General features: G+C 73.2%; 17 protein-coding genes. 8 read left to right on the forward strand and 9 right to left on the reverse strand.

The genetic code is table 11. From position 1 onward, the window contains the following. Positions 1-124 precede the first annotated feature (124 nt). Complete coding sequence (locus FRAAL_RS17360) at positions 125-1,213, reverse strand: S1C family serine protease (protein WP_231861059.1); 1,089 nt, start codon at positions 1,211-1,213, stop codon at positions 125-127. A gap of 212 nt (positions 1,214-1,425) precedes the next feature. On the opposite strand from FRAAL_RS17360, the gene FRAAL_RS17365 reads away from it, so the two are divergent. The 3 genes from FRAAL_RS17365 to FRAAL_RS17375 all read left to right on the forward strand — a co-directional run bounded on the left by FRAAL_RS17365 (position 1,426) and on the right by FRAAL_RS17375 (position 5,033). Beyond that, entirely contained in the window at positions 1,426-2,454 is a 1,029-nt protein-coding gene (locus FRAAL_RS17365; protein WP_083866827.1) for a ribokinase, read from the forward strand. Positions 2,455-2,787: 333 nt separating this feature from the next. After that, positions 2,788-3,717, forward strand: a complete 930-nt coding sequence (locus FRAAL_RS17370) for an LLM class F420-dependent oxidoreductase (RefSeq protein WP_041939426.1) — start codon at positions 2,788-2,790, stop codon at positions 3,715-3,717. Between the two features lie 359 nt (positions 3,718-4,076). Then, on the forward strand, positions 4,077-5,033 hold the full coding sequence (locus FRAAL_RS17375) for an FkbM family methyltransferase (RefSeq protein WP_011605099.1): 957 nt from the start codon (positions 4,077-4,079) through the stop codon (positions 5,031-5,033). 76 nt (positions 5,034-5,109) lie between these two features. Here FRAAL_RS17375 and FRAAL_RS17380 read toward each other — a convergent pair whose 3' ends face one another. The 3 genes from FRAAL_RS17380 to FRAAL_RS17390 form a co-directional block, all read right to left on the reverse strand. After that, positions 5,110-5,910: an enoyl-CoA hydratase/isomerase family protein gene (locus FRAAL_RS17380; protein ID WP_011605100.1), complete on the reverse strand. Its 801-nt coding sequence runs from the start codon at positions 5,908-5,910 to the stop codon at positions 5,110-5,112. An 80-nt stretch (positions 5,911-5,990) separates the two neighbouring features. Continuing rightward, positions 5,991-7,037 (reverse strand): LLM class F420-dependent oxidoreductase, encoded by a 1,047-nt coding sequence (locus FRAAL_RS17385; protein WP_011605101.1) that lies wholly within the window; start codon positions 7,035-7,037, stop codon positions 5,991-5,993. A gap of 94 nt (positions 7,038-7,131) precedes the next feature. Continuing rightward, positions 7,132-7,968, reverse strand: coding sequence for a DNA-binding transcriptional regulator (locus FRAAL_RS17390; RefSeq protein WP_041939427.1), 837 nt, complete (start codon positions 7,966-7,968; stop codon positions 7,132-7,134). A gap of 158 nt (positions 7,969-8,126) precedes the next feature. On the opposite strand from FRAAL_RS17390, the gene FRAAL_RS17395 reads away from it, so the two are divergent. Then, complete coding sequence (locus FRAAL_RS17395) at positions 8,127-9,194, forward strand: SDR family NAD(P)-dependent oxidoreductase (protein ID WP_011605103.1); 1,068 nt, start codon at positions 8,127-8,129, stop codon at positions 9,192-9,194. Between the two features lie 258 nt (positions 9,195-9,452). On the opposite strand, the gene FRAAL_RS17400 is transcribed toward FRAAL_RS17395, so the two are convergent. Both FRAAL_RS17400 and FRAAL_RS17405 read right to left on the reverse strand, forming a co-directional pair. Continuing rightward, entirely contained in the window at positions 9,453-10,424 is a 972-nt protein-coding gene (locus FRAAL_RS17400; RefSeq protein WP_011605104.1) for an aldo/keto reductase, read from the reverse strand. A gap of 125 nt (positions 10,425-10,549) precedes the next feature. Continuing rightward, complete coding sequence (locus tag FRAAL_RS17405) at positions 10,550-11,722, reverse strand: thiolase family protein (RefSeq protein WP_011605105.1); 1,173 nt, start codon at positions 11,720-11,722, stop codon at positions 10,550-10,552. A 205-nt stretch (positions 11,723-11,927) separates the two neighbouring features. Between FRAAL_RS17405 and FRAAL_RS17410 the strand changes: the two genes are divergently transcribed. Then, positions 11,928-12,695, forward strand: coding sequence for an SDR family NAD(P)-dependent oxidoreductase (locus FRAAL_RS17410; protein WP_041939428.1), 768 nt, complete (start codon positions 11,928-11,930; stop codon positions 12,693-12,695). Between the two features lie 80 nt (positions 12,696-12,775). Here the strand turns inward: FRAAL_RS17410 and FRAAL_RS17415 are convergent, their stop codons facing one another. From FRAAL_RS17415 to FRAAL_RS17425, 3 genes are all read right to left on the reverse strand, one after another. Continuing rightward, entirely contained in the window at positions 12,776-13,882 is a 1,107-nt protein-coding gene (locus FRAAL_RS17415; protein ID WP_011605107.1) for an MBL fold metallo-hydrolase, read from the reverse strand. Positions 13,883-14,056: 174 nt separating this feature from the next. Beyond that, complete coding sequence (locus FRAAL_RS17420) at positions 14,057-16,216, reverse strand: acyl-CoA dehydrogenase family protein (RefSeq protein ID WP_041939429.1); 2,160 nt, start codon at positions 16,214-16,216, stop codon at positions 14,057-14,059. A 336-nt stretch (positions 16,217-16,552) separates the two neighbouring features. Further along, a complete protein-coding gene (locus FRAAL_RS17425) occupies positions 16,553-17,326 on the reverse strand; it encodes a TetR family transcriptional regulator (protein ID WP_041939430.1) in 774 nt (257 codons plus the stop codon). A gap of 635 nt (positions 17,327-17,961) precedes the next feature. On the opposite strand from FRAAL_RS17425, the gene FRAAL_RS30515 reads away from it, so the two are divergent. From FRAAL_RS30515 to FRAAL_RS31775, 3 genes are all read left to right on the forward strand, one after another. Continuing rightward, positions 17,962-18,552, forward strand: a complete 591-nt coding sequence (locus FRAAL_RS30515; protein ID WP_050997155.1) for a metallophosphoesterase family protein — start codon at positions 17,962-17,964, stop codon at positions 18,550-18,552. Between the two features lie 551 nt (positions 18,553-19,103). Then, a complete protein-coding gene (locus FRAAL_RS17435) occupies positions 19,104-20,225 on the forward strand; it encodes an ABC transporter substrate-binding protein (RefSeq protein ID WP_011605112.1) in 1,122 nt (373 codons plus the stop codon). Positions 20,226-20,318: 93 nt separating this feature from the next. Next, positions 20,319-21,563 (forward strand): excalibur calcium-binding domain-containing protein, encoded by a 1,245-nt coding sequence (locus tag FRAAL_RS31775; protein WP_197537203.1) that lies wholly within the window; start codon positions 20,319-20,321, stop codon positions 21,561-21,563. Positions 21,564-21,672 lie beyond the last annotated feature (109 nt).

Raw genomic sequence — 21,672 nt, forward strand, 5'->3', positions numbered from 1 at the left:
TTCCCGGTCCTCGGTTCCCCGCCCGGGCGGATGTTCCCGGTCACCGCACGTCACGTCGGAACCTCACGTCCAAACCTCACGTCCGACGTCACGTCGGGACGTCACGTCACATCACGTCGGGACGTCACGTCGGACGGTCGGTGACGGTCACGTCGATCTTCATGTTCCTACCGTCGCGGTTGACGGTCAGGGTGACCGTTTGGCCCGGATCGACGGTCCGCAGGTCGGCCGAGAAGTCCTCGACGGAGGTGACCGCCCGGCCGTCGAACGAACGGATGACGTCGCCGGGCCGCACGCCGGCCCGCGCCGCGGGACCGCCGCCGACCACGCCGATCACCAGCGCACCGCTGCGGACGGCCAGGCCGAGCTGGTCGGCGATCTGCGAGGTGAGCGTGACGGACTGGATCCCGACGAACGCGTGCCGCACGGAACCGGTGCGCAGAAGCTGGTCGACGGCGTCGACGACGGTCGCCGACGGGATCGCGAACCCGAGCGAGACCGCGCCGCTCTGCGGGGGCACGTAGGCCTCGGTGACGCCGACGACCCGTCCCTCGGCGTCCAGCAGCGGGCCGCCGGAGTTCCCCGGCGAGATCGCCGCGTCGGTCTGGATGAGATCGACCCGCGGACCGGCCGCCGCGGCCTGCCCACCGGACCCGCCCTGCCCACCGGATCCACCCGAGCCGCCCTGACCGCCGTCCCCGCCCGGGCCGCCCTGCCCGTCGACGCCGGGCAGCGTGCGGTTGACCCCCGAGATGATCCCGGCGGTGACGCTGTTCTCCAGGCCGAGCGGGCTGCCGATGGCGATCGCGAGCTCACCGAGGCGGGGCTGCTGCTCGCGGAACTTCGCCGCCGGCAGCCCGGTGCGCTCGACCTTCACCACGGCGATGTCGCTGATCGCGTCCGCGGCCTGCACCTTGCCCGGCACGCGCCGACCGTCCGCGAAGGCGACCTCGACCGCCCCGCCTGCGGCCGAGGCCACGACGTGCTGGTTGGTGACGATGACGCCGTTGGAGCGGTAGACGATCCCGCTGCCGAGCCCGTCGCCCACGAGGATGGTGACCACGGAGGGCTCCACGTCGGCCACGACGTCCGGCACCACGGACAGCGCCCCGGCGGCGGCCGGCGGCTGGCCCTTGGCCGGCGGTACACCGGAGCGCCCACCCTGCCCGACGAAGGCGATGAGGGCGACGAGCACCACGATCACGGCCCCCACCCGCGACCACGCTCTGCGTACGACCCGATGCACAACATCCCTGTACCCGGTTTCGCCCCAGCGCAGATCCTCCGGCGGGGATGAGACTTCCCCCGCCACCGCGCGGGGCCGGCCGTCACCGGCAGGTCGGCGATCACCGTGGACGCCCCGACTGCGGGATCTGCCAGGCCCGAGAAGGAAATACCAGAGGCACACCCTGCCGCTGCTAGGATATGGCTGGACAAAATCGCGCCGATCACGTGAGGTCAGTGATCGCATCTGGCCGCCTGACTCGGCGTCGGGAGTCCGGGAGTGTCGAGAACCCTTGCACAGGATGGCGAACGGTCTTGGCGGGTAGGGTCTTCGTCTTCGGCAGCCTCAATATGGACATTGTGGCCTCCGTGCCGCTGCTGCCCGTTCTCGGCGAGACGGTTGCCAGCACCACCATGACCTTTCTTCCTGGCGGCAAGGGCGGGAACCAGGCTGTTGCCGCAGCCCGCGCGGGAGCTCCCACGTCGATGATCGGTCGAGTCGGCGAGGACGCCTTCGGTCGGACTCTGCGCAGGTTTCTGGCGGACAACGGTGTCGATGTCGCCCGGGTGGAGTCCGTCGGCGACCGACCCACCGGCACCGCTCTGGTCACGGTCGATACGGCCGGCGACAACACGGTGGTCATCTCCTCCGGGGCGAACGACACCCTTGCTCCCGCCGCGGTCGACGTTTCCGGACTAACGCCCGAGGATGTGGTCGTGGCCCAGTTCGAGTCGCCCGTCAGCGCGGTCTCGACCTTCCTGGCGGCGGCCGGCTCCCGCGGTGCGACCACAGTGCTGAATGCGGCGCCAGCCAGGGACCTGCCGCCCGATCTCGAGTCGTCCGTGGACATTCTCGTCGTGAACGAGAACGAACTCGCGACGCTTTCGGGTCGGCAGGTCGACTCGGAGTCGCCGACCTCCGCCATCCTGTCGGCGATCACTGCGGTGCCGGGGTCCCGCGCGGTCGCCACGATCGCCACGGTGGGCAGCAGGGGGGTCGTGGGCAGGCTCGGCGACCTGGACTACGCCCTGCCGGCGCGCCCGGTGCGGGCGGTCGACACCGCCGGAGCCGGCGACTGTTTCGTGGGCGTGCTCGCCGCGCGGATCGCCGCCGGCGATGATCTCGGTGTCGGGATCCGCCACGCGAACACCGCGGCCTCGCTGTGCGTGCAACGGCCCGGCGGGGCGCCCGCGATGCCGACCTGGGACGAGATCGAGCGCTCCGCATAGCGCGGCCGAAGCCAGTGCCGTGGCCGCGGCCACCGGACCCCGACACGCCGGCCGGCACGGGCACGGGCGCTGCCGCGGACGCGGACACGGTGCGTGCAGTGCGGATGGTCGCCGATCCCGTCCGAACCGCAATGTCCACCGATCGGCACGCGAACGTATGTACTTGACCACATTCGGCGGGCCGGGAAGGCTCGGTGCGGTCAACACGTCGAACGTCCGGGGCCCGGCACCGACGGGCGCGCGGCGGCGCGGCGACGCGGGGCCGGCGACGGGCCGCGCCGGAGCCCCCGCGTCGGCGCGGGGGACCAGCGAGCGCCAGCGGAGGTCAGCGCCATGAAGTACGTCGCGGAGTTAGTGCTCGACGCGGGATGCCGGCCCGGGGCCTTCTCGGCCCGCCGGCTCGCGCGGATCGCGCGGCGCATCGAGGAGGCGGGCTACGACGCCATCGCCGTCAACGATCACCTCGCCCCCTCCCGCAAGTGGTACGAGGCCGGCGGCCACGACGCCTACGAGCCGTTCGGGCTGATGGCCTATCTGGCCGCCGTCACCGAACGGGTGCGGCTGATGACGTTCGCGGTCGTCGTCCCGCACCGCAACCCGTTCGCGCTGGCCAAGTCGGTGGCGACCACCGACGCCCTGTCCGACGGCCGGCTCGACCTCGGGGTCGCCGTCGGCTACCTGCGCTCGGAGTTCCTGGCCCTCGGCGCGGACTTCGACGAGCGCAACGAGCTGTTCGACGAGGCGCTCGCCGTCCTGCGCGGGGCGTGGACGGCGAGCAGCGTCTCGGCACGGGGCCGGCACTTCGACGGCCTCGACCAGGTTCTCGCCCCCGCTCCCGTGCAGCTTCCGCACCCGCCGCTGTGGATCGCCGGCAACAGCGCCCGCGCCCGGCGCCGAGCGGCCGCCTGGGGGCAGGGGTGGGCCCCGCTGTCCATCGACGATCTCGGCGCCCGCACGATCCGGTCGGTGTCGATCCCGACCGTCGACGACCTGCGCCGGGCCGCGCGGACGCTGCGCGCCGACACGGTCGTCGCCGGGCGGGACCCGGCCGAGGTCGGCCTGTGGGCGACCACCAGCGACAGCGCCGCCGCCGGCCGCGACGAGCTCGACCCCGGCGCCCACCTGGACCACCTCGTCGAGCTCGCCGAGCTCGGCGCCAGCCACTTCACAACGACGTTCCACCTCGACGACACCGACGGCGCCGAGCGTGCCGTCGACACCTACGCCGAGCGCGTCCTCGCCGCCGCCGGTCTCCCTCGCTGACCACGGCCCCACCGAGCACAGCCCCGCCGACCACGGCGCTCCCCCGGCCGGGCTCCTCGCACCCGGGCGGGGCATTTCTGTTCTCTTCCCCGACGGTCGAATTTTGCAGAACAGCAAGCACCATCATTCACCGGAATGAGCCCTCCGCATTGACTGTGATCTGAATCACAGTTGCGATTATGCGTGACGCATCCACCTGTCCGCCCTAGTCTGCCCGTGTCATCAATTCCATCGCCCGTCCAGGTGACCGCGACGGGCATTCGCCGATTCGCACGGGTCACGTCGATTCACGTGGGTGTCGCCGATTCGGGTAGGCGGCATCGATTCGCACGGGTGGCGTCGGTTTACGGGGGTGGAAAGTGTCGGGAGCCGAGAGGGCGCAGCGCATCGCCGGGAGTGCCAGGGCGACGCTGCGGCGGAACAAGCGGCTGCGGGGCGGTGTGGTCGCGGCGAAAGACGCCTTATGGCAGGCCCGGGTCTCGCTGGACGCGGCGCGGCGCGGGGCGGTCGTCGTCGAGGACGAGTACGGCATCACCCTGCTGGTCCCCGCCGACGAACGCGCCCACCTGCGCTCGCTCATGCGCCGCCCGGGCGACCGGCCGGCGTTCGCCCTGATGGACCGGCTGCTCGGCGCCGGCGACGTGGTGTTCGACGTGGGCGCCAACATCGGCGTCTACAGCGTCCACGCCCGGCGGCGCACCGGGGCGGCCGGCCGGGTCTACGCCTTCGAGGCGGTGCCCGCCACCGCCGACCGGCTCGTCCAGACCCTCGCGCTCAACCGGTCCGCGGATGTCACGGTCGTGCGCGCCGCCGTCACCGACACCCCGGGCACGGCGACGATGAACGTGTTCCCCGACCCCGCGTCCGGGTGGAACTCGCTCGGCAGCCACCCGATGTTCACCTACGACGGCAGGGCGATCCGGCCGAGTGAGGTCGTCGAGGTCCCGGCGCTGACCCTCGACGGGTTCGCCGAGCGGGAGGGGATCGAGCGGGTGGCGCTGTGCAAGGTCGACGTCGAGGGCTTCGAGCGCCAGGTCTTCGCCGGTGCGGCCGGGCTGCTGGCGCAGCGGCGCATCGGCGTCGTCTGCTTCGAGATCAGCGAGGACCCGCTCGTCGGCGAGGGCGGCACCCCCTCGGAGGTCTTCGACGCGCTCGACCGCCACGGCTACCGGACCTTCCGCCACGACGAGGCGAGCGACACCCTCGTCGGCCCGATCGACCCGGCCGTCGAGGACAAACGCCTCGCCGCCGAGTCCGTCCGTCCCTACGTGGCGAACTACTTCTCCACCGTGGACGAGGCGCTGCTGACCACCTGACGGCCCGCCGCCAGCCCTGACCGGCCGTCACCCGGCCCGCCGGGAACCTCCCGCGCCGACGGCCCGCGGCGGACGGTCAGGAGTCGGTCCAGCGAGGCTCGCGCCGTTCGAGGAAGGCGGCCACCGCCTCCGGGTTGTCCGCGGTGGTGGAGGCGAGGACCTGGGTGCGGTTCTCCAGGTTGATCGCCGCGTCCAGACCGGGGATCTCCAGCGTCGACCACATCACCTGCTTGGTCATGTAGACGCCGAACGGCGAGTTGGCGCGAATGAGCCGCGCGGTCTCCAGCGCGCGCTCCAGCAGCGCGTCGTCGGGCACGACGTCGACGACGAGGCCGATGCGCAGCGCCTCCTCGGCGTCGATGATCCGGCCGGTGAGCAGCAGCTCGTGCGCCCGCCCGACGCCGACGACCCGGTTGAGCAGCCAGCCGGTGCCCATGTCGCAGCCGGACAGCCCGACGCGGGCGAACGCCGCGGAGAAGCGCGCCGACGCGGCGGCGAGGCGGACGTCGCAACCGAGCGTGAACGCCAGTCCGCCGCCGGTCGCCGGCCCGTTGACCGCCGCGATCACCGGCTTGGACAGCGCCCGCAGCCTGCTCGTCGTCCGCGAGTACTGCTCCTGGATCTGGAAGGTGCCGACGGGGCCTGGCCGCGGCTCGAACGGCTCGGGGATGTCCGGATCCCCGCCGCGCAGGTCGGCGCCGGCGCAGAAGCCACGGCCCGCGCCGGTCAGGATGACCACCCGGCAGGACCGGTCCGCGTCGACCTCGTCGAGGCGGCGGTGCAGCGCGTCGACGAGCGCCGGGGTGATGGCGTTGAGCCGCGCGGGCCGGTTGAGCCGCAACAGCGCCACGCCATCCTCGACGACTTCCCGCTGCACCAGATCCACCCCGGCCCCGCCGTCCACCCCAGCACCACCGTCCACCCCGGCCCCGCCGTCCACCTCGCCGCCAGGCGCGGTCACCGCGGCGCGCCGCTGGTCGCCGGGTCGGCGCCGAGGGCGGGCACGGCGCGCAGCGCACCGACCAGCTCGCGGACCTCGTCGGCGCCGAGCGACGGCGGCGGGGTGAACGACAGTCGCGTCGCCAGGCCGGCGAAGCGCTCGGCGATGCGGGCGGGGACCTCGGCGGGCGGGGCGACGACGGCGAACGCCTCGACGACGTCGTCGTCGATCAGGGTGGCCATCTCCGCCCACCGGTTCTGCTTCGACAGCACCGTGAGCTCGGCCCCGAGCTCACCCCAGCCGTGCAGGTCGAGCACCGGGCGGTAGGCGGGCGTCGAGCCGTAGAACGAGATCTGCCCGCGGATCGTCGCCAGGCCCTCGACGATCTCCTGCTCGGTTCCGGTGGCGAGGAAGGCGCCGGCGACGACGTCGAAGCCGGTCAGGTCACCCCCGGCGCGGCGGCGGCCCTCGGCCAGCGCCGGCAGGGTGTGCTCCCGGATCCAGCGCGCGGTGGTGAAGCCGTGGCAGAGGAAACCGTCGGCGACCTCGCCGGCGACCCGGGTCATCACGTCGCCGACGCCGGCCAGCAGCACCCGCGGCGGCCCGTAGGGATGCGGCGCCGGGACGAACGTCGGCGGCATCAGCGTGTGCCGGTAGTACTCGCCCTCGAACGACAGCGGCGTCCCGTCCGCCCAGCTCGACCACGCGGCCCGCATCGCCAGGATGAACTCGCGCATCTGCGGCCCCGGGCGGCCCCACGGCATCGAGAACCGCCGGGTGATGTGCGCCTTGACCTGCGACCCCAGCCCGAGCACGAACCGGCCGCCGGAGAACCGCGCCAGGTCGTGCGCGGTGTAGGCCAGCGACATCGGCGAGCGGGACAGCGCCACCGCGATCGACGTGCCCAGCTCGATCGTCGACGTGGCGTCGGCGGCGAGCGTCAGCGGCAGGAACGGATCCTGGTTGACCTCGGACGCCCACACGCCGTCGTAGCCGGCCTCCTGCGCCGCGCGGGCGTTGCGGGTCGCCTGCTCCAGCGTGCCCAGGGCTCCGTCGATCTTCATACCCAACCTCCACAGGGCGCGCCGGCGGCCACCCGGCCGCGGCCGTCCGTCGACAGGGAAGCTAACAGAACCCGTCTGCTGCGGCCATCGGTTGTTATCTGTCGATGCCGAGCGCATGGCGGACCTGTGCGCTCGCGCGCCCGTCGAGGCCGCCGTGGGCGGTGGCGTAGGTGTCGACGACCCGCTCGCGCAGGGCGCGGGCGTCGGCCGGCAGGAACTCGGGGGGCAGCTCCGGGTCCCGGTAGACGAGTTCGCGGTAGTCGTGGGTGAGCCGCATCCACCACAGCAGCGCGTCCGGCCCGGTCAGGGCGTCGCGGGAGACGGCGGTGCACAGCGGCGCGAAGCGGGCGACGAAAGCACTGTAACGCTGAGTGAGCGAACCGAGGTCCCAGCAGCGGTGCAGGATCGCGTCGACGTCGGCGAGCGCCGAGGGGCGGCCGACGAACACGTCCACCAGGCCGGCCAGGTCCAGTGACTCGACCAGGTCCTTGACCTCGTCCTCGCAGGCCCGCGCGGCGACCCAGGTCGTCTCCCGCAGCCGGCCGAAGCCGAGGTAGGCCAGCGCGCTCTTCATCCGCCGCCGGGTCGAGCGCAGCTCGTCGGGCACCGAGGCGAGCACGATCGTCCACGAGCCGTCCCAGCCCACCGACCGGCCGAAGCTCTCCACCCGGCCGCCGACCGAGGTGACCGTCTCGGCCATCTGCCGGCCGAGCCGGTAGCTGGTCTGCCGGCCGTCGCGGCGGCGTTCGAGCGAGCCGTCCGCGCACAGCCGCGACAGCCCCACCCGGGTCGCGCCCGCCGCGTAGCCGGCGGTGGCCAGCAGGTCGACGAGGCCCGCGCCGGACGCGAACGGACGCGCCGGCAGCGCGGTGCCGATCAGCAGCGGCACCCAGCTCTGCGCCGACACGCCCGGAAACTCACCGGCCGTCATCACCGGAGTGTAACGGCGCTTCGGCCAGCGCCCGCCCGGCCGCCGGGGCGGACCGATTGACGCGCGGGCCCGGGCGCGCCTAGAACACCGAACATGAACCGTATGCGACGTCACAGCCGACGAGGCCAGGAGCCCCGCCGTCCGTCCGGGGCGGCGAGGTGAGCGCCGGCACCGGCCGGCTCGCCGGTCGTACGGCGATCGTCACCGGCGCCAGCCGAGGCCTGGGCCGGGCCATCGCCCTGGCCTTCGCCCGCGAGGGCGCCGCAGTCGCCGTGGTCGCGCGCACCGAGGCGCAGTGGGACGCGCGCCTGCCCGGCACCGTGCACGAGGTCGTCGAGGAGATCGTCAAGGACGGCGGCCGGGCGCTGGCCGTCCCCGCCGACCTGTCCCGGCCCGCCGACGTCGAACGCATCGTCGAGGTGACCCGCGCCCGACTCGGCCCCGTCGACCTGCTGGTGAACAACGCCGCCCTGACCGTCCCGGGCCGCCCGCCCGCGCAGCCGCAGCCGCAGTCGCAGTCGCAGCCCGGCTTCCCCCCATCCGGCAGCGCCGCACCCGGCACGCCGGCCGCGCCGAGCACGCCGGCCGCGCCGCGGGAGGGCGCCACGCCGGCAGGGCCGGACGGTACGCCGGCGGCGGGAGCGTCGGGCCAGGCACCGCCGGCGCCGGCCGGCACGGGTGCCGGAGTCCCTGCGGCGCCGGCACCGTCCGGGGCGCCGGGGCGGATGCCGGGCTGGGCGTCGTTCCTGAACTTCCCGCTCAAGGGCCTGCGGATGCACTTCGAGATCGGGCTGTTCGCCTCCTACCGGCTCATGCAGCTCGTGCTCCCCGACATGATCGACCTGGGCCGGGGATCGATCGTGAACATCAGCTCGGTGGCCGGGTTCATCCCCGGCGAGGGGCCCTACGCCGCGCCCGGCACGCCCGGCCCGATCGCCTACGGCGGCAACAAGGCGGCGCTGCACCACCTGACCCAGGCCGTCGCGATCGAGGCGCAGGCCTACGGGATCGCGGTGAACGTGCTCTCGCCGTCGGAGCCCGTCATCACCCCCGGCAACCTGGTCGCCGCCGCCGGGGAGTCCGACTGGGCCAGCCCCGAGGAGTTCGCCGAGGCCACCGTCCTGGTCGCCCTCGCCGATCCGGCGACGACCAACGGCCAGCTGCTGTGGAGCGACGACGTGCTGCACCCCGACCTTGGCCGCCGCGGCTGGCTGCGCCCCACCTAGCCGCGCGGCGAACCGACAGCGGCCTTTCGCGGCCAGATGCCGGCCAGATCATGCCGAGGTCACAGCACGGTTCTGCCCCCGAAAACCGTGCCGGACCCTCGGCATGATTCTGTGCCTGACCGATGACGTTCGGTGTGATGGCCGGCGCGATGCCCCGCCCGGCCCCAACGCCGTCTGGTGCCGGCCTGGGTGGCGGCCCGGGCGGGGCGCACCGCAACGCCGCCCCGCGCGGCCGGCAGGTGCCGCCCACGGTGGCGGCTAGGCGAAGCCGGCGACGGGGTGGGGGGTGTAGGGCTTCTCGAGCTGGGCCCGCTCGTCCTCGGTGAGGTCCAGCTCCACGGCGGCGACGGCGTCGTCCAGGTGGGAGAGCTTCGTCGCCCCGATGATCGGCGCGGCGACCTGGGGGCGGCCGAGCAGCCAGGCGAGCGCCACCTGGGCGCGGGGCACGCCGCGGTCGGCGGCGATGCGCGCCACCTCGTCGACGACGGCCCGGTCGCCCTCGACGTAGAGCGTGCGGCCGAACTCGTCGGTCTCGGTGCGCGCGGTCGTCGCGTCCCAGTCGCGGGTCAGGCGGCCGCGGGCCAGCGGGCTCCACGGGATCACGCCGACGCCCTGGTCGGCGCACAGCGGGAGCATCTCCCGCTCCTCTTCCCGGTAGATCAGGTTGTAGTGGTTCTGCATCGCCGCGAACCGGGTCCAGCCGTGGGCGTCGGCGACGAACAACGCCTTGGCGAACTGCCACGCGTACATGGACGAGGCGCCGATGTAGCGGGCCTTGCCGGCCTTCACCACGTCGTGCAGGGCCTCCAGCGTCTCCTCGATCGGGGTGCGCGGATCCCAGCGGTGGATCTGGTAAAGGTCGACGTAGTCGGTGCCGAGCCGCTTCAGGCTCGCGTCGATCTCGCTCAGGATCGCCTTGCGGGACAGGCCGCGGCCGTTCGGGCCGCGCCGCATCGGCCCGTGGACCTTGGTGGCCAGCACGATCTCGTCCCGGTTGGCGTACTCGGCCAGCGCCCGCCCGGTGATCTCCTCGCTGCTGCCGGCGGAGTAGACGTTCGCCGTGTCGAAGAAGTTGACGCCGGCCTCGATCGCCCGGCGGAAGAACGGTCGGGCGGCGTCCTCGTCCAGCGACCACGGGTGGGCGCCCCGGCCCGGATCGCCATAGCTCATGCAGCCCAGACAGATGCGGGACACGTCCAGCCCCGTCGAGCCCAGCTTCGTGTACTTCACCGCGCCTCCTGACTTCGTCGCCGGCCCGGCATCGTCGTCGGCCCGGCATCGTCGCGCCGGTGCCCGGTCGCGCGTCCACGGGGAGCGCGACCGGGCACCGGCAGCCGGCCTACATCCTGCCGGGATCAGACCTCGATGAGGACGGCGCCGCCCTGGCCGCCGCCCGCGCACATCGCGGCCACGCCGATGCCACCGCCGCGGCGGCGCAGGTCGTGCAGCAGCGTGATGATCATGCGGGCGCCGGAGGCGGCCACCGGGTGACCGAGGCTGCAGCCGGAGCCGCTGATGTTGACGGTGTCCTCGTCGAGGCCGAACTCCTTGACGGCGGCCACCGGCACGGACGCGAACGCCTCGTTGATCTCCCAGAGAGCGACGTCCTTCGTCGTCAGCCCGGCGCGGCCGAGCACCTTGGAGATCGCCTCCAGGGCGCCGAAGCCCATCCGGCGCGGTTCGACGCCGGCCGCCGCCCACGCGCGGACCTTCGCCAGCGTCGGCAGGCCCTCGGCGGCGGCGATGTCGGCGCCGACGAGGGTGACCGCGGCGGCCGCGTCGTTGACGCCGCTGGAGTTACCCGCGGTGATGTTGAAGCCCGGGATCTCCGGGTGCAGGACCTTCAGCGACGCCAGCTTCTCCAGCGTGCTGGAGCGGCGCGGGTGCTCGTCGACGGCGAACTCGCGGAACGACCCGTCCGGCGCCTGCACCTTGATCGGCACGATCTCGTCGACGAAGCGGCCCTCGTCGATCGCGGCGACGGCGCGCTGGTGGGAGCGGAACGCCCAGGCGTCGAGCTCCTCCCGGGTCAGCCCCGCCTCCTTCGCGGTGTTCCAGCCCACCGAGATGGACATGTCCATGTTCGGGGCCTCGGGCGAGTCCGGGTGGGTCGCGGGGATCCAGTCCTCGAACTGGTCGGCGGTGCCCAGGACGCGGCGGGTCAGCTTCGGCCCGGTGGACGTCGCCTGCACGCCGCCGGCGACGATGATCTTCTCCATCCCGCTGACGATGCCGGCGGAGCCGTTGCCGATCGCGGTGAGGCTGCCGGCACAGTGCCGGTTCACGGCCTGCCCGGGGACGCTCGTCATCCCGAGGACGACCGCGGCGTACCGGGCGAGGTCGCCGCCGCCGTACATCGACTCGGCGAAGATGACGTCGTCGATGCGGGCCGGGTCGAGGCCCGAGCGGCGCACGGTCTCGCGCAGGACCACCTCCGCCAGCTCCTCGCCGGTGGTGTTGACCAGCGAGCCCTTGAAGGCCGTGCCGATCGCCGTGCGCGCCGCGCTGACGATGACGGGATCTGACATGACGGTCCACCTTTCACAGGGTGAGGGCTTCCAGCGGAACGCCCCCGGACAGGAACTATGGTAAGCATTACCGAGATACCGACAGTAATACAGCGGGATGGAGCCGTGAGTTGACGATAACGTCACCTTGCGGCCGGACGCCCCTGATGACGACCGCCTCCGCCGGCCACCCCTGCGGGACACCGGCGGCCCCGAAGGAGGAACCATGGATCTCACAGGAGCGTCCGCGCTGGTCGTAGGCGGAGCGGGAGGCTTCGGCGAGGCCACCGTGCGCCGGTTCGTGCAGGCCGGCGCCAAGGTCGTCATCGCCGACCTGGCGGCGGACAAGGGCAAGACCCTCGCCGACGAGCTCGGCGAGCAGGCCGTCTTCGTCCCCACCGACGTCACCAGCGACGAGTCCGTCGAGGCCGCGATCGCCGCCGCCGTCGAGCTCGGTCCGCTGCGCGCGGCGGTCGTCGTGCACGGCGGCCCGGCGGCCGGCAAGCGGCTGGTCAACCGGGCGGGCCAGGCCTACCCGGTGGAGACCTTCCAGCGGACCATCGACATCTTCCTCGTGGGGACGTTCCGGGTGGTCAGCAAGGTCGCCGGGGCGATGTCGCAGAACGAGCCGCTGGACTCCAACCAGCGCGGCGTCATCATCACCACGGCGAGCATCGCCGGCTTCGAGGGCCAGGTCGGCCAGACCGACTACTCGGCGGCCAAGGGCGGCGTCATCGGGTTCAACCTCACCGCGGCGCGCGACCTCGCCCCCACCGGCATCCGGGTCGTCTGCATCGCCCCGGGCACCTTCTTCACCCCCGCCTACCGGATGGAGGAGGCCGAGGCCCAGGCCAAGTGGGGCCCCGGCGTGCCGAACCCCAAGCGGATGGGCCACGCCGACGAGTACGCCAAGCTCGCCCTGTCGATCGTCGACAACGACTACATCAACGGCGAGACGATCCGCATCGACGGGGCGCAGCGCTTCAACATCTGATCCCACCCGGCTGATCCCACTCGGCGGATTCCACCCCAGCTGGTCCCACCCCAGCTGGTCCCGCCCAGCGCCGATCCCACTCAGCGCAGCAGCGCTTCGACGAGGAGGCCGGCCTCGGCCGCGGGTCGCCAGGCGTCGACCTGGCCCGGGCCGGCCTCCTCGCCACCCGCCCCGCCGGTGAGCAGGCCGCGGCGTTCGAGGTGCAGCAGGTGGGCGTAGGTCTCGCCGACCGCCGAGCGGCGCACGATCCCCTGCGACTCGCTCCACGGCCGCGACCAGGTCAGCCGCTCGGCGACCGCCATCGTCGTCGGACCGTCGAGGTCGACGACCGCCTCGACGACCTCGCGCAGCCGCGCCCGGTGATGGGCCTGAAGCTGGCGCACCCGGGCGCCGAGGCCGCGGAAGCGGTACTCGTGGGCGGGCAGCACCTCGTCGACCGGCATGTCCTCGATCGCCGCGAGCGAACCCAGGTAGTCCCCGAGGGTGTCCGCGCGCACCCGCGGCGACGGGCTGATGTTCGGGCTGATCCGCGGCAGCACGTGATCGCCGGTCAGCAGCACGTTGTGCTCCTCGTGGACGAAGCACAGGTGGCCGGGGGTGTGCCCGGGGGTCCACAGCGCCCGCACCGCGACCGCGTCGCCGAGCGGGCGGTCGCCGTCCTGGAGCAGCACGTCCGGCGGATCGCGCCACTCGGGCGGCTCGTCGCCCTCGGGGAACAGCGCGTCGATCTCCGCGGCCGGCATGCCGCGGCGGCGCAACCAGATCCGGTCGGCGGTGCGGAACTCGGCGATGCTGGCGAACTGGTGGGAGGCCGCCACCTCCAGTTCGTGGATCATGACGGGGGCGCCGGACTCCCGCCGGATCCGCCGGGCGAGACCGAAGTGGTCGGCGTGGCCGTGGGTGATCAGCACCGCGCTGACGTCGCCGATCTCGTGGCCGGTGGCGCGCACGCCCGCGACGAGGCCGTCCCAGGCGTCCTCGCTCGGCCAGCCGGTGTCGACGAGAACAGGCCCGCGCCGGGTTTCCAGCAGGTAGGCCAGCACGTACCGCAACGGGCTCTGCGGGAACGGGGTCGGCACCGACCACAGGCCCGGTCGGACCTGCTCCACCGGCGGCAGGACCCGGTCCCGCCAGGCCTGCTGCTGCACCTGCCCGGTGACGATGAACGCCTGGTCGTCGACCGTCACGCTGGCGCCTCCTAGCGCTGGGATGCCGTCGGGCCCGGCCGCGCGCCGACGACCGTCGCGTGCCCGCGACGGTCGTCGGCGCCGGCGGACGACGGCGGCGGGAAGGGATGGTGCGGCGGCAAGGGACGGCGCCAGGAAGGGACTGCGCCGGCGGGTAGGGACGGGCGGCGGGCCTCAGCGCATGTTGGGTTCCCGGGGCAGGCCCAGGATCCGCTCGGCGATGACGTTGCGGCCGACCTCGGAGGTGCCGCCGGCGATGGTGAGCGCCCGGGCGAACAGGTAGCGGTAAGCGAGGTCGGCCTCCGCTCCGGTCACCCCGGTGGCGCCGGCGATGGTCATGCCGAGCTCGGTGACGTGCTGGGCGTGCTCGGCGGACAGCAGCTTGCTGACGTTGCCCTCGGGCGACGGCTCGCTGCCGGCGACCGCACGCTCGACCTGGCGCAGGTTGATCAGCCCCATGGCGGCCTCGACGGCGACGAGCCGGCCGACGCGGCGGGCGAGCTCGACGTCCCCGGCGGCGTAGCGGGCGTGCAGGTCGACGAGGCCGACGGCGGTGCGGCCCTCGTCCGCACCGCTGCCGGCGCCGATCGTCACCCGCTCGTTGCCCAGCGTCGCGCGGGCCACGAGCCAGCCGGCGTTGACCTCCCCGACGACGTCGGCGTCGGGCACGAAGACGTCGTCGAAGAAGACCTCGTTGAACAGCGCGTCGCCGGTGATCTCGCGCAGCGGCCGGACCTCGACGCCGGGCGCGGTCAGGTCGACCGCGACCGCCGTGATGCCCTTGTGCTTGGGGGCCGTCGGGTCGGTGCGGACGGTGGCCAGGCCGCGGTTGCAGTTCTGCGCGTCCGACGTCCAGACCTTCTGCCCGTTGATCTTCCAGCCGCCCTCGACCCGCTCGGCGCGGGCCTGCACGGCGGCGGCGTCGGAGCCGGCGTTCGGCTCGCTGAACAGCTGGCACCAGCGCAGCTCGCCGCGCAGGCTCGGCAGCACCCAGCGCTCGATCTGCTCGGGCGAACCCTTCTGGGTCAGCGTGAGCAGCACCCAGCCACCGATGCCGAGGTTGGGCACCTCGACGCCGGTGAACTCCTCCTCGATGACGAGCTGTTCGGCGGCGCTCGCCTCGCGGCCCCACGGCTTCGTCCAGTGCGGCACCAGGTAGCCGCTCTGGACGAGCAGCTCGCGGCGTTCGCCCTCGGCGGCGGCGTGGTAGCGCTCCAGGAACTCCCGGGCCTCGCGCCGGTACTGCTCGGCCTCGGGCGGCAGCTCCACGGCCAGCGCGCGGCGGGCGCCGTCGCGGGTCAGCGCGTAGACGTCGTCCTCGGCGCCCTCGACCGGGCCGGCGAGCGCGGCCAGCGTCGCCGCGCGCCGCAGGTACAGGTGGGCGTCGTGCTCCCAGGTGAAGCCGATGCCGCCGTGGATCTGGATGTTCATCCGGGCGTTGTGCTGGTAGGACGACAGCGCCACCGCGGCGGCGACGGCCGCGGCGAGCTCGGCCTCCGCGCCGCCGGCGGCGACCCGGGCGGCGTCCCAGGTGGCGGCGGTGGCGAGCTCGGTGGCGACGAGCATGTTGGCCAGGTGGTGCTTGACGGCCTGGAAGCCACCGATGATGCGGCCGAACTGCTCGCGGACCTTGGCGTAGTCCAGCGCCATGTCCAGGGTGGCCCGGGCGCCGCCGACCGCCTCGGCGGCGGCGACGACCCGCAGGATGCGCACGGCCGCGGCCCGCCCGCCGCGCAGCAGGCCGGCCGGGTGCGCCGCGACGGCGGACAGGCCGAGGCCGGCCAGCCCGAGCGACGGGTCGAGCGCGCTCGTCGGGCGCAGCGTCAGACCCGCGGCGTCGGCGGCGACCACCGCGAGATCGTCGCCCACCGGCACCAGGTGGATGCCGGCCCAGACCGCGCCGAGCGCCGCCGGCGCCTCGCCGTGCAGCGCGCCCGCCGCGTCCGCGGTGACCGCGCCGATCGGGGAGAACGAGGCGATGACCGAACCGTCGGCGAGCCCGGGGAGCAGCTCCGCCTGCTGCTGCGGCGAGCCGACGGCGGCCACGACGGCGGAGGCCACGACCGTGGGCAGCAGCGGACCGGCGGCGGCACGGCCACCCAGACCCTCGGCGATGATCGCGAGCTCGGCGAGGCCGAACCCGGAGCCGCCGTGCTCCTCGGGCAGGTGCAGGCCGAGCCAGCCGAGGTCGGCGATCTGCTTCCACTGCGGGCCGACGGCGCCGGGACCGCCGTCGAGCGCCCGCCGGGCCGCCGCGCGCAGATCGTTCGCGTCGGCGAAGGTGCGGACCACCTCGGCGAGGGCCTTGTGGTCGTCGCTGATCGCCAGGGCCATCGTGTCTCCCTCCAGCGGGCTTTCGTCACCACACCGCCGAGCGGCGCGGCCGGCCCACCGACCATGATTTGTAAACCTAACCGTAAGCCTTTCGAACAGGCTCCGTCCACGGATCCCGATCGGATCCCGACGCACCGGCCATCCGCAGGGAGCCGACTCGACCTGGGCGGCCGGATGCGGGCACCCGGATCGACACCAGGCACGCTAACCGTGAGCCATGCCGCGAGTCGATCGATACCGGCCGATGGCCACCTCGGGACCAGCCACGGGACCAGTAGGCGGATCAGTCCGGGCTTGATCCGGCCGGCCCGGCTCCGGCCAGGGCTCGGGCTCGGGTCAGGCGACCTCGCGGTCGTGCGCCTCCTGGGGCAGCAGGCTCCGCAGACCAAGAATGATGTTGGTGATGCCGAACGCGAACTCCCCCGGCGGGCCGGCGACCGGCCCCGACGGTTCCGGCTCCGACGCCAACGCCGCTGCCGATACCCGGGCCGTCGCCGCCGTCGCCGCAGTCGCCGCCGTCCGCGTCGCCGCGGGAGGCGCCGCGGCCGCGGTGACGGCCGGGCGCCGGGCGGAGGCGGGCGGGGCCTCGGCCGGCTGCTCGGTGAGGAGGAACCCGCGGGTGTAGGCGGCCAGCGTGATGAAGGCGTGCCAGGCCAGCGACGGGGGGAAGCCGGCCTCGCGCAGCCCGTCGAGCAGCTCCGCGGCCCGGGGCCACGCCGCGACCGCGTCCTGGCGGGTGGCGCCGCCGATGCGCCGGACGATCAGATCGCACGTCAGGTCGTCGGCGGCGAGCGCGGCATAGCAGTCGTCGAAAAACCCGCGGAGCATGTCCTCCCAGCCGCCGGCGCGCAGCGGTGGCATGCTCTCGTAAAAGGCGGCGAGCGCCTCCTCGGTCATCGCGTCAAGAAGGTCGCGCTTGCTCTTGTAGTACCAGTAGATGCTGGTGACGCCGACGTCGAGGAATGCCGCGAGCCGCGGCATGCTGAGCTGGTCGACAGGCGTGTCCCGGCAGAATTCGAAGGCCCCCGAAAGAATCCCCGCGGCGTTGATCGACCCCCGCGCACGCCGCGATCGAGACCGCTTGGCGTTCGTGTTCGCAGTGGGGGGCACGCGCTGCCTCCGCATCGTCGGGACCAGACTGACGCAGCCCTGCCCGCCAGGACCACCCCGACTAGCCTACCGGATGGTTCACCGGATGGCCTTGAGACATCCGCCGCACCCTGCGGACGCAGGCCTTGTCCGCGGAGTCACCGCCCGCCTCGGGGCCACCCGAGGAGCCGCCCCACACCCCCCACGGCCCGCCCGAAGAGCCGCCCCGCCGGCCCCGCCCCACGGGCCACCACGCGACCCGCCGTACCCGGTCTGCCGGCCGCCACGGGCCCGGCGGCGATGCGCATCCAAGGGTCGCCTCCATTCTGGCCGACCATTCTCGACGACCGTCGCCGCGCGGGCCGGGCGAGACCCTGCCCACAGCGGGCCACCGGTTCCCACCGGGTCACTGCGCACCAATGCCATCCGCAGAACGGCGGCCGCCATCCGTGAACGGCAACCCGGTACCGGAACTGCGAACCCGCCGCGCAACCGCGACCCTGGCTCGGACGTTCTCCGAAACGCCAGAGCCGATGGGTATACCCTTTTGCGCGAGATGGATCGGGCACGGCCGAGGTTATGGCACCCATGCCGCGCATCGCGGCCGGAATGGGCGCACAGCCGGGCTCGGTGATCGGGGCTGGGAGGGGACGGCGATGAAGCTCGGGATCGTGTCCGACGTGCACTGCGAGGCGGCGCTGCTCGAGACCGCCGCGCGGGAGATGGTCGAGGCGGGCGCCGAGGAGATCCTCCTGGCCGGCGACGCGCACTTCGAGTACCGATTTTCGAACGAGGTCACCGAGGTCATCCGCGCCTTCGACATGCGCTACATCTCGGGCAACCACGAGTGGCGCCTGATGGGCCCGACCGGGCAGCGGGCCCGGGAGGCGCCGCACGTCCGCGCCGCGAACCGCGACTTCGTCGAGGCCATCCCGACCACCATCGACACCGTCGTCGACGGGCGATCCCTGCGTATGATCCACGGCTGCCCGTGGCCGCCCTACGACCGCTACCTCAATCCGGCCGACCCGGACTACGCCCGCTGCGGCGACCTCGGCGTGGACATCCTCGTCCTGGGCCACACCCATCTGCCGCACCTCCAGCGCGTCGGGGGGACTCTCGTGATCAACCCCGGCTCCCTGGCGTTCTCCCAGGATCCCGGCGGCTTCGACCTCATGACCTACGCCCTGCTCGACGCCAGCACCGACGAGGTCACGCTCGTCCGCCGCCCCAAACCGACCTCCTAGATCGCGCCTCTACCTCCCGCATCTGCAACTCGCCCACCTCCACCTGGCGCAGACCTGCTCCTGCAGTTTCGGAGAGTGATGGGGCTTGCTGCCCCCGGCCCGCGTCGGGGCCCGTTGGTGTGCCGTATATCTTGGCCAAACTAAGGACAGATTCCGAAGTAGCGGCATATCTTCACGCCTGAGTCCGCATCCGCGGAGCTCGGTGCAACGGAGCACGTCCTGTTCACGCAGGGAAGTCGGTCACTTCCCGTGCATGAGGTTTCGCTCGCCCCTTCCGGGCAGCTCGGGTCGGCGCGCGGTCACGCGCCGTGCCCGGGCCGACGGCGTTCAGGCGGTCCCAGGCCAGGACCAGCCCGCTGCGCCGTCGCCGCCCCGGGTGAGCCCGACGGCCGAGCTCCGGAGGCGGCGCGCGCGGAATGCGGTCCTGGGACAGCCGCACTCCGCCGCCACGCAGACCGCGGTCGCGAATCCCCGCACGACCCGAAACACCGGGCGCCCGCGCCCATCCGCGCCCTCCCTGTCGGACAACTGTTATGGGGACCACCGAACACATGTCAGCAACACACCCGTCACCCAGACACCCGTTCGCCGCCCTGCTCGCGGCCCTGGTCGCGGCCCTGATCGCGCTGGTCACGCTCACCGCCTGCGGCAGCGACTCCGACGGCGGCTCCGGCAAGCCCGCGGCGGCGGCGACGCCGGCCACGCCGACGACCCACGAGGTCGTCGACATGGGCGGCCGGCGCGTCACCGTGCCGACGCACCCGGAGCGGATCGTCACCAACTACCCGGCGGTCACCCAGATCATCTTCATGCTCGGCGGGATCGAACGGGTTGCCGGCGTGCCGCTGAGCAACCTCACGACGCTGCCGCTGTTCAAGAAGATCTACCCGCCGCTCGCCCAGAAGAAGGCGGTGTTCGGCGCCGACACCACCACCGTCAACACCGAGACCCTGCTCGCCCAGAAGCCGGACCTGGTGGTGCTGACCTCCGGCAACGCGGCGCTCGTGAAGAAGATCACCGATCTCGGTGTGCCCGTGGTCCAGATCGCCTCGTTCCCGAACTACTCCAAGCTCAACGACGGCGTGACGTTCCTCGCCGACGTGCTCGGCGGCGACGCTCCCAAGAAGGCCCAGCAGTACGTCGAGTACGTCGACGGCAACGTCGCCCAGATCAACAAGGGCCTCGCTGGCCTGCCGGCGACCGACCGGCCGAAGCTCTACTACACCGCCAACAACCCGCTGAACACCGAGGGCGGCGGCTCGATCATCGACAACTGGTCGACGCTCGCCGGAGGGACGAACGTCGCCACCGTCAACGGCGTCACGGGCACCATGAAGGACGTCTCGGTCGAATCGATCGTCCAGTGGGACCCGGAGTACGTCTTCTGCCGTGACGCCTCGTCCTGCACGAAGATCGAGCAGGATCCGCGCTGGTCGTCGGTCGCCGCGGTGCGCGACAAGCACCTGATCGTCAACCCGCGGGGCGTGTTCGTCTGGGCCGCACGCAGCGCCGAGGAGGCCCTGCAACCGATCTTCGTCGCCAAGACCCTGCACCCCGCGCAGTTCGCCGACGTCAGCATCGAGCAGGAGATCAAGGAGTTCTACCAGACCTTCTACTCCTACGACCTGACCGACGCCGAGGTGTCCGGCATCCTCCACCCGACGACCCCCTGACGCGCGTCGATCCATCGACCGGCTGACCCGCCGAGGCACTGGTTCGTGACCATCCGCTAAGGTCACGAACCGGTGTCTTCGGGGGGAGCACGGATGGCGGGTCGTCGGCAGCACGTCGCATTCCTGGCAGGACGGGGGGCCCGGATCGGGCTCGGTGTGCTCGGCGCCTTCGTCGCCGTGGCCATCGTGGTCGGGATCTTCGGCGGCTCGTCGTCGAAGCCCCGAAACCTGGTCGACGCCTCCACCCGAGCCGCGGACTCGGCGGCGACGCCCACAGCGGCGGCGACGCCCGGGTTCACCCCGTCACCGTCGGGGGCGCGGTCGGACGCGGGGTCGCCGTCCGGGACGACCTCGGGTACCCCGTCGTCCGACGACGGATGGCCCGGGCTGCCGTACTCGGCCGCCCCGGCACCGTCGCCCGGCACCGGCACCGGCACCGCGGACGGCAGAACGACAGGCAGCGGTACCGCGGCTGGGACCACGGCCAGCACAATCTCGACCAGCACAATCGCGGCTACCAGCGCCACGGCTACCGGAACCACAGTCACGGGCTCCGGGGATACCGATCCGGCAGGCGGCGGCCCGGCAGGCAGCGAGACCACAGGCGCCGGGCCCACAGGCGCCGGGACTTCGCGCGGGAACGCGCTGGCTCCCGCGGCGGCGGGCGGCCCGACACAGGCGTCCGGGTCGACCTACTACGCGAACTGCACGGCGGCGCGCGCCGCCGGCATCGCCCCCCTGTACCGCGGCGACCCCGGCTACCGCGCCGGACTCGACGCGGACGACGACGGCATCGCCTGCGAGACCACGTCCTCGACCACATCGTCGACCACATCGGGACCCGCCGCCGGGTCGGGAGCGACGTACTACGCGAACTGCACCGCGGCCCGCGACGCGGGTGTCGCCCCCCTGTACCGCGGCGATCCGGGTTACCGCTCCGGCCTGGACGCGGACGACGACGGCATCGCCTGCGAGACCACGTCCTCGACGTCGACGGCGCAGCGGCTGCCTGCGACGACCCCCGCGGCCCAGGCCGCCGCACCCGCCGCCGCCCAGTCCGCGGCGCCCAGCACAACTCAGAACGCCACCCCTCCCGCGACCCGGCCCGTCCCGGCCACCGAGTCCACCTCGCCGCCGCCACCCGCACCCACCTCCGCGGCACCCGCTCCCACGACCGCGCCCGTCCACACGACCGTGCCAGTGCCGACTGGCGGCCAGCCGGTCGGCTATGCCAACTGCGCGGCCGCCCGCGCCGCCGGTGTCACTCCCTTGCACAGCGGCGACGCCGGGTACAGCTCCGATCTCGACCGGGACGGCGACGGCATCGCCTGCGAGTAACGCCCGGCCGCGCCCGAGTGCCCACGCCTGCGGGACACATCCGTCGACGAGCGACCGACGGTGTGCGCCAACCGAGTAGCGCGGCACCATGACGACTCGTGCACTGCAC

The sequence above is a fragment of the Frankia alni ACN14a genome, assembly GCF_000058485.1.
In the GTDB taxonomy this organism is placed as follows: domain Bacteria; phylum Actinomycetota; class Actinomycetes; order Frankiales; family Frankiaceae; genus Frankia; species Frankia alni.

Excerpts from the sequence above, each read along its gene's own strand:
- FRAAL_RS17435 (WP_011605112.1), top strand. The coding sequence starts at position 19,104 with ATGTCAGCAACACACCCGTCACCCAGACACCCGTTCGCCGCCCTGCTC.
- FRAAL_RS17420 (WP_041939429.1), bottom strand. The coding sequence starts at position 16,216 with ATGGCCCTGGCGATCAGCGACGACCACAAGGCCCTCGCCGAGGTGGTC.
- FRAAL_RS17390 (WP_041939427.1), bottom strand. The coding sequence starts at position 7,968 with ATGACGGCCGGTGAGTTTCCGGGCGTGTCGGCGCAGAGCTGGGTGCCG.
- FRAAL_RS17410 (WP_041939428.1), top strand. The coding sequence starts at position 11,928 with ATGGATCTCACAGGAGCGTCCGCGCTGGTCGTAGGCGGAGCGGGAGGC.
- FRAAL_RS17385 (WP_011605101.1), bottom strand. The coding sequence starts at position 7,037 with ATGAAGATCGACGGAGCCCTGGGCACGCTGGAGCAGGCGACCCGCAAC.
- FRAAL_RS31775 (WP_197537203.1), top strand. The coding sequence starts at position 20,319 with ATGGCGGGTCGTCGGCAGCACGTCGCATTCCTGGCAGGACGGGGGGCC.
- FRAAL_RS30515 (WP_050997155.1), top strand. The coding sequence starts at position 17,962 with ATGAAGCTCGGGATCGTGTCCGACGTGCACTGCGAGGCGGCGCTGCTC.
- FRAAL_RS17405 (WP_011605105.1), bottom strand. The coding sequence starts at position 11,722 with ATGTCAGATCCCGTCATCGTCAGCGCGGCGCGCACGGCGATCGGCACG.
- FRAAL_RS17365 (WP_083866827.1), top strand. The coding sequence starts at position 1,426 with ATGGCTGGACAAAATCGCGCCGATCACGTGAGGTCAGTGATCGCATCT.
- FRAAL_RS17370 (WP_041939426.1), top strand. The coding sequence starts at position 2,788 with ATGAAGTACGTCGCGGAGTTAGTGCTCGACGCGGGATGCCGGCCCGGG.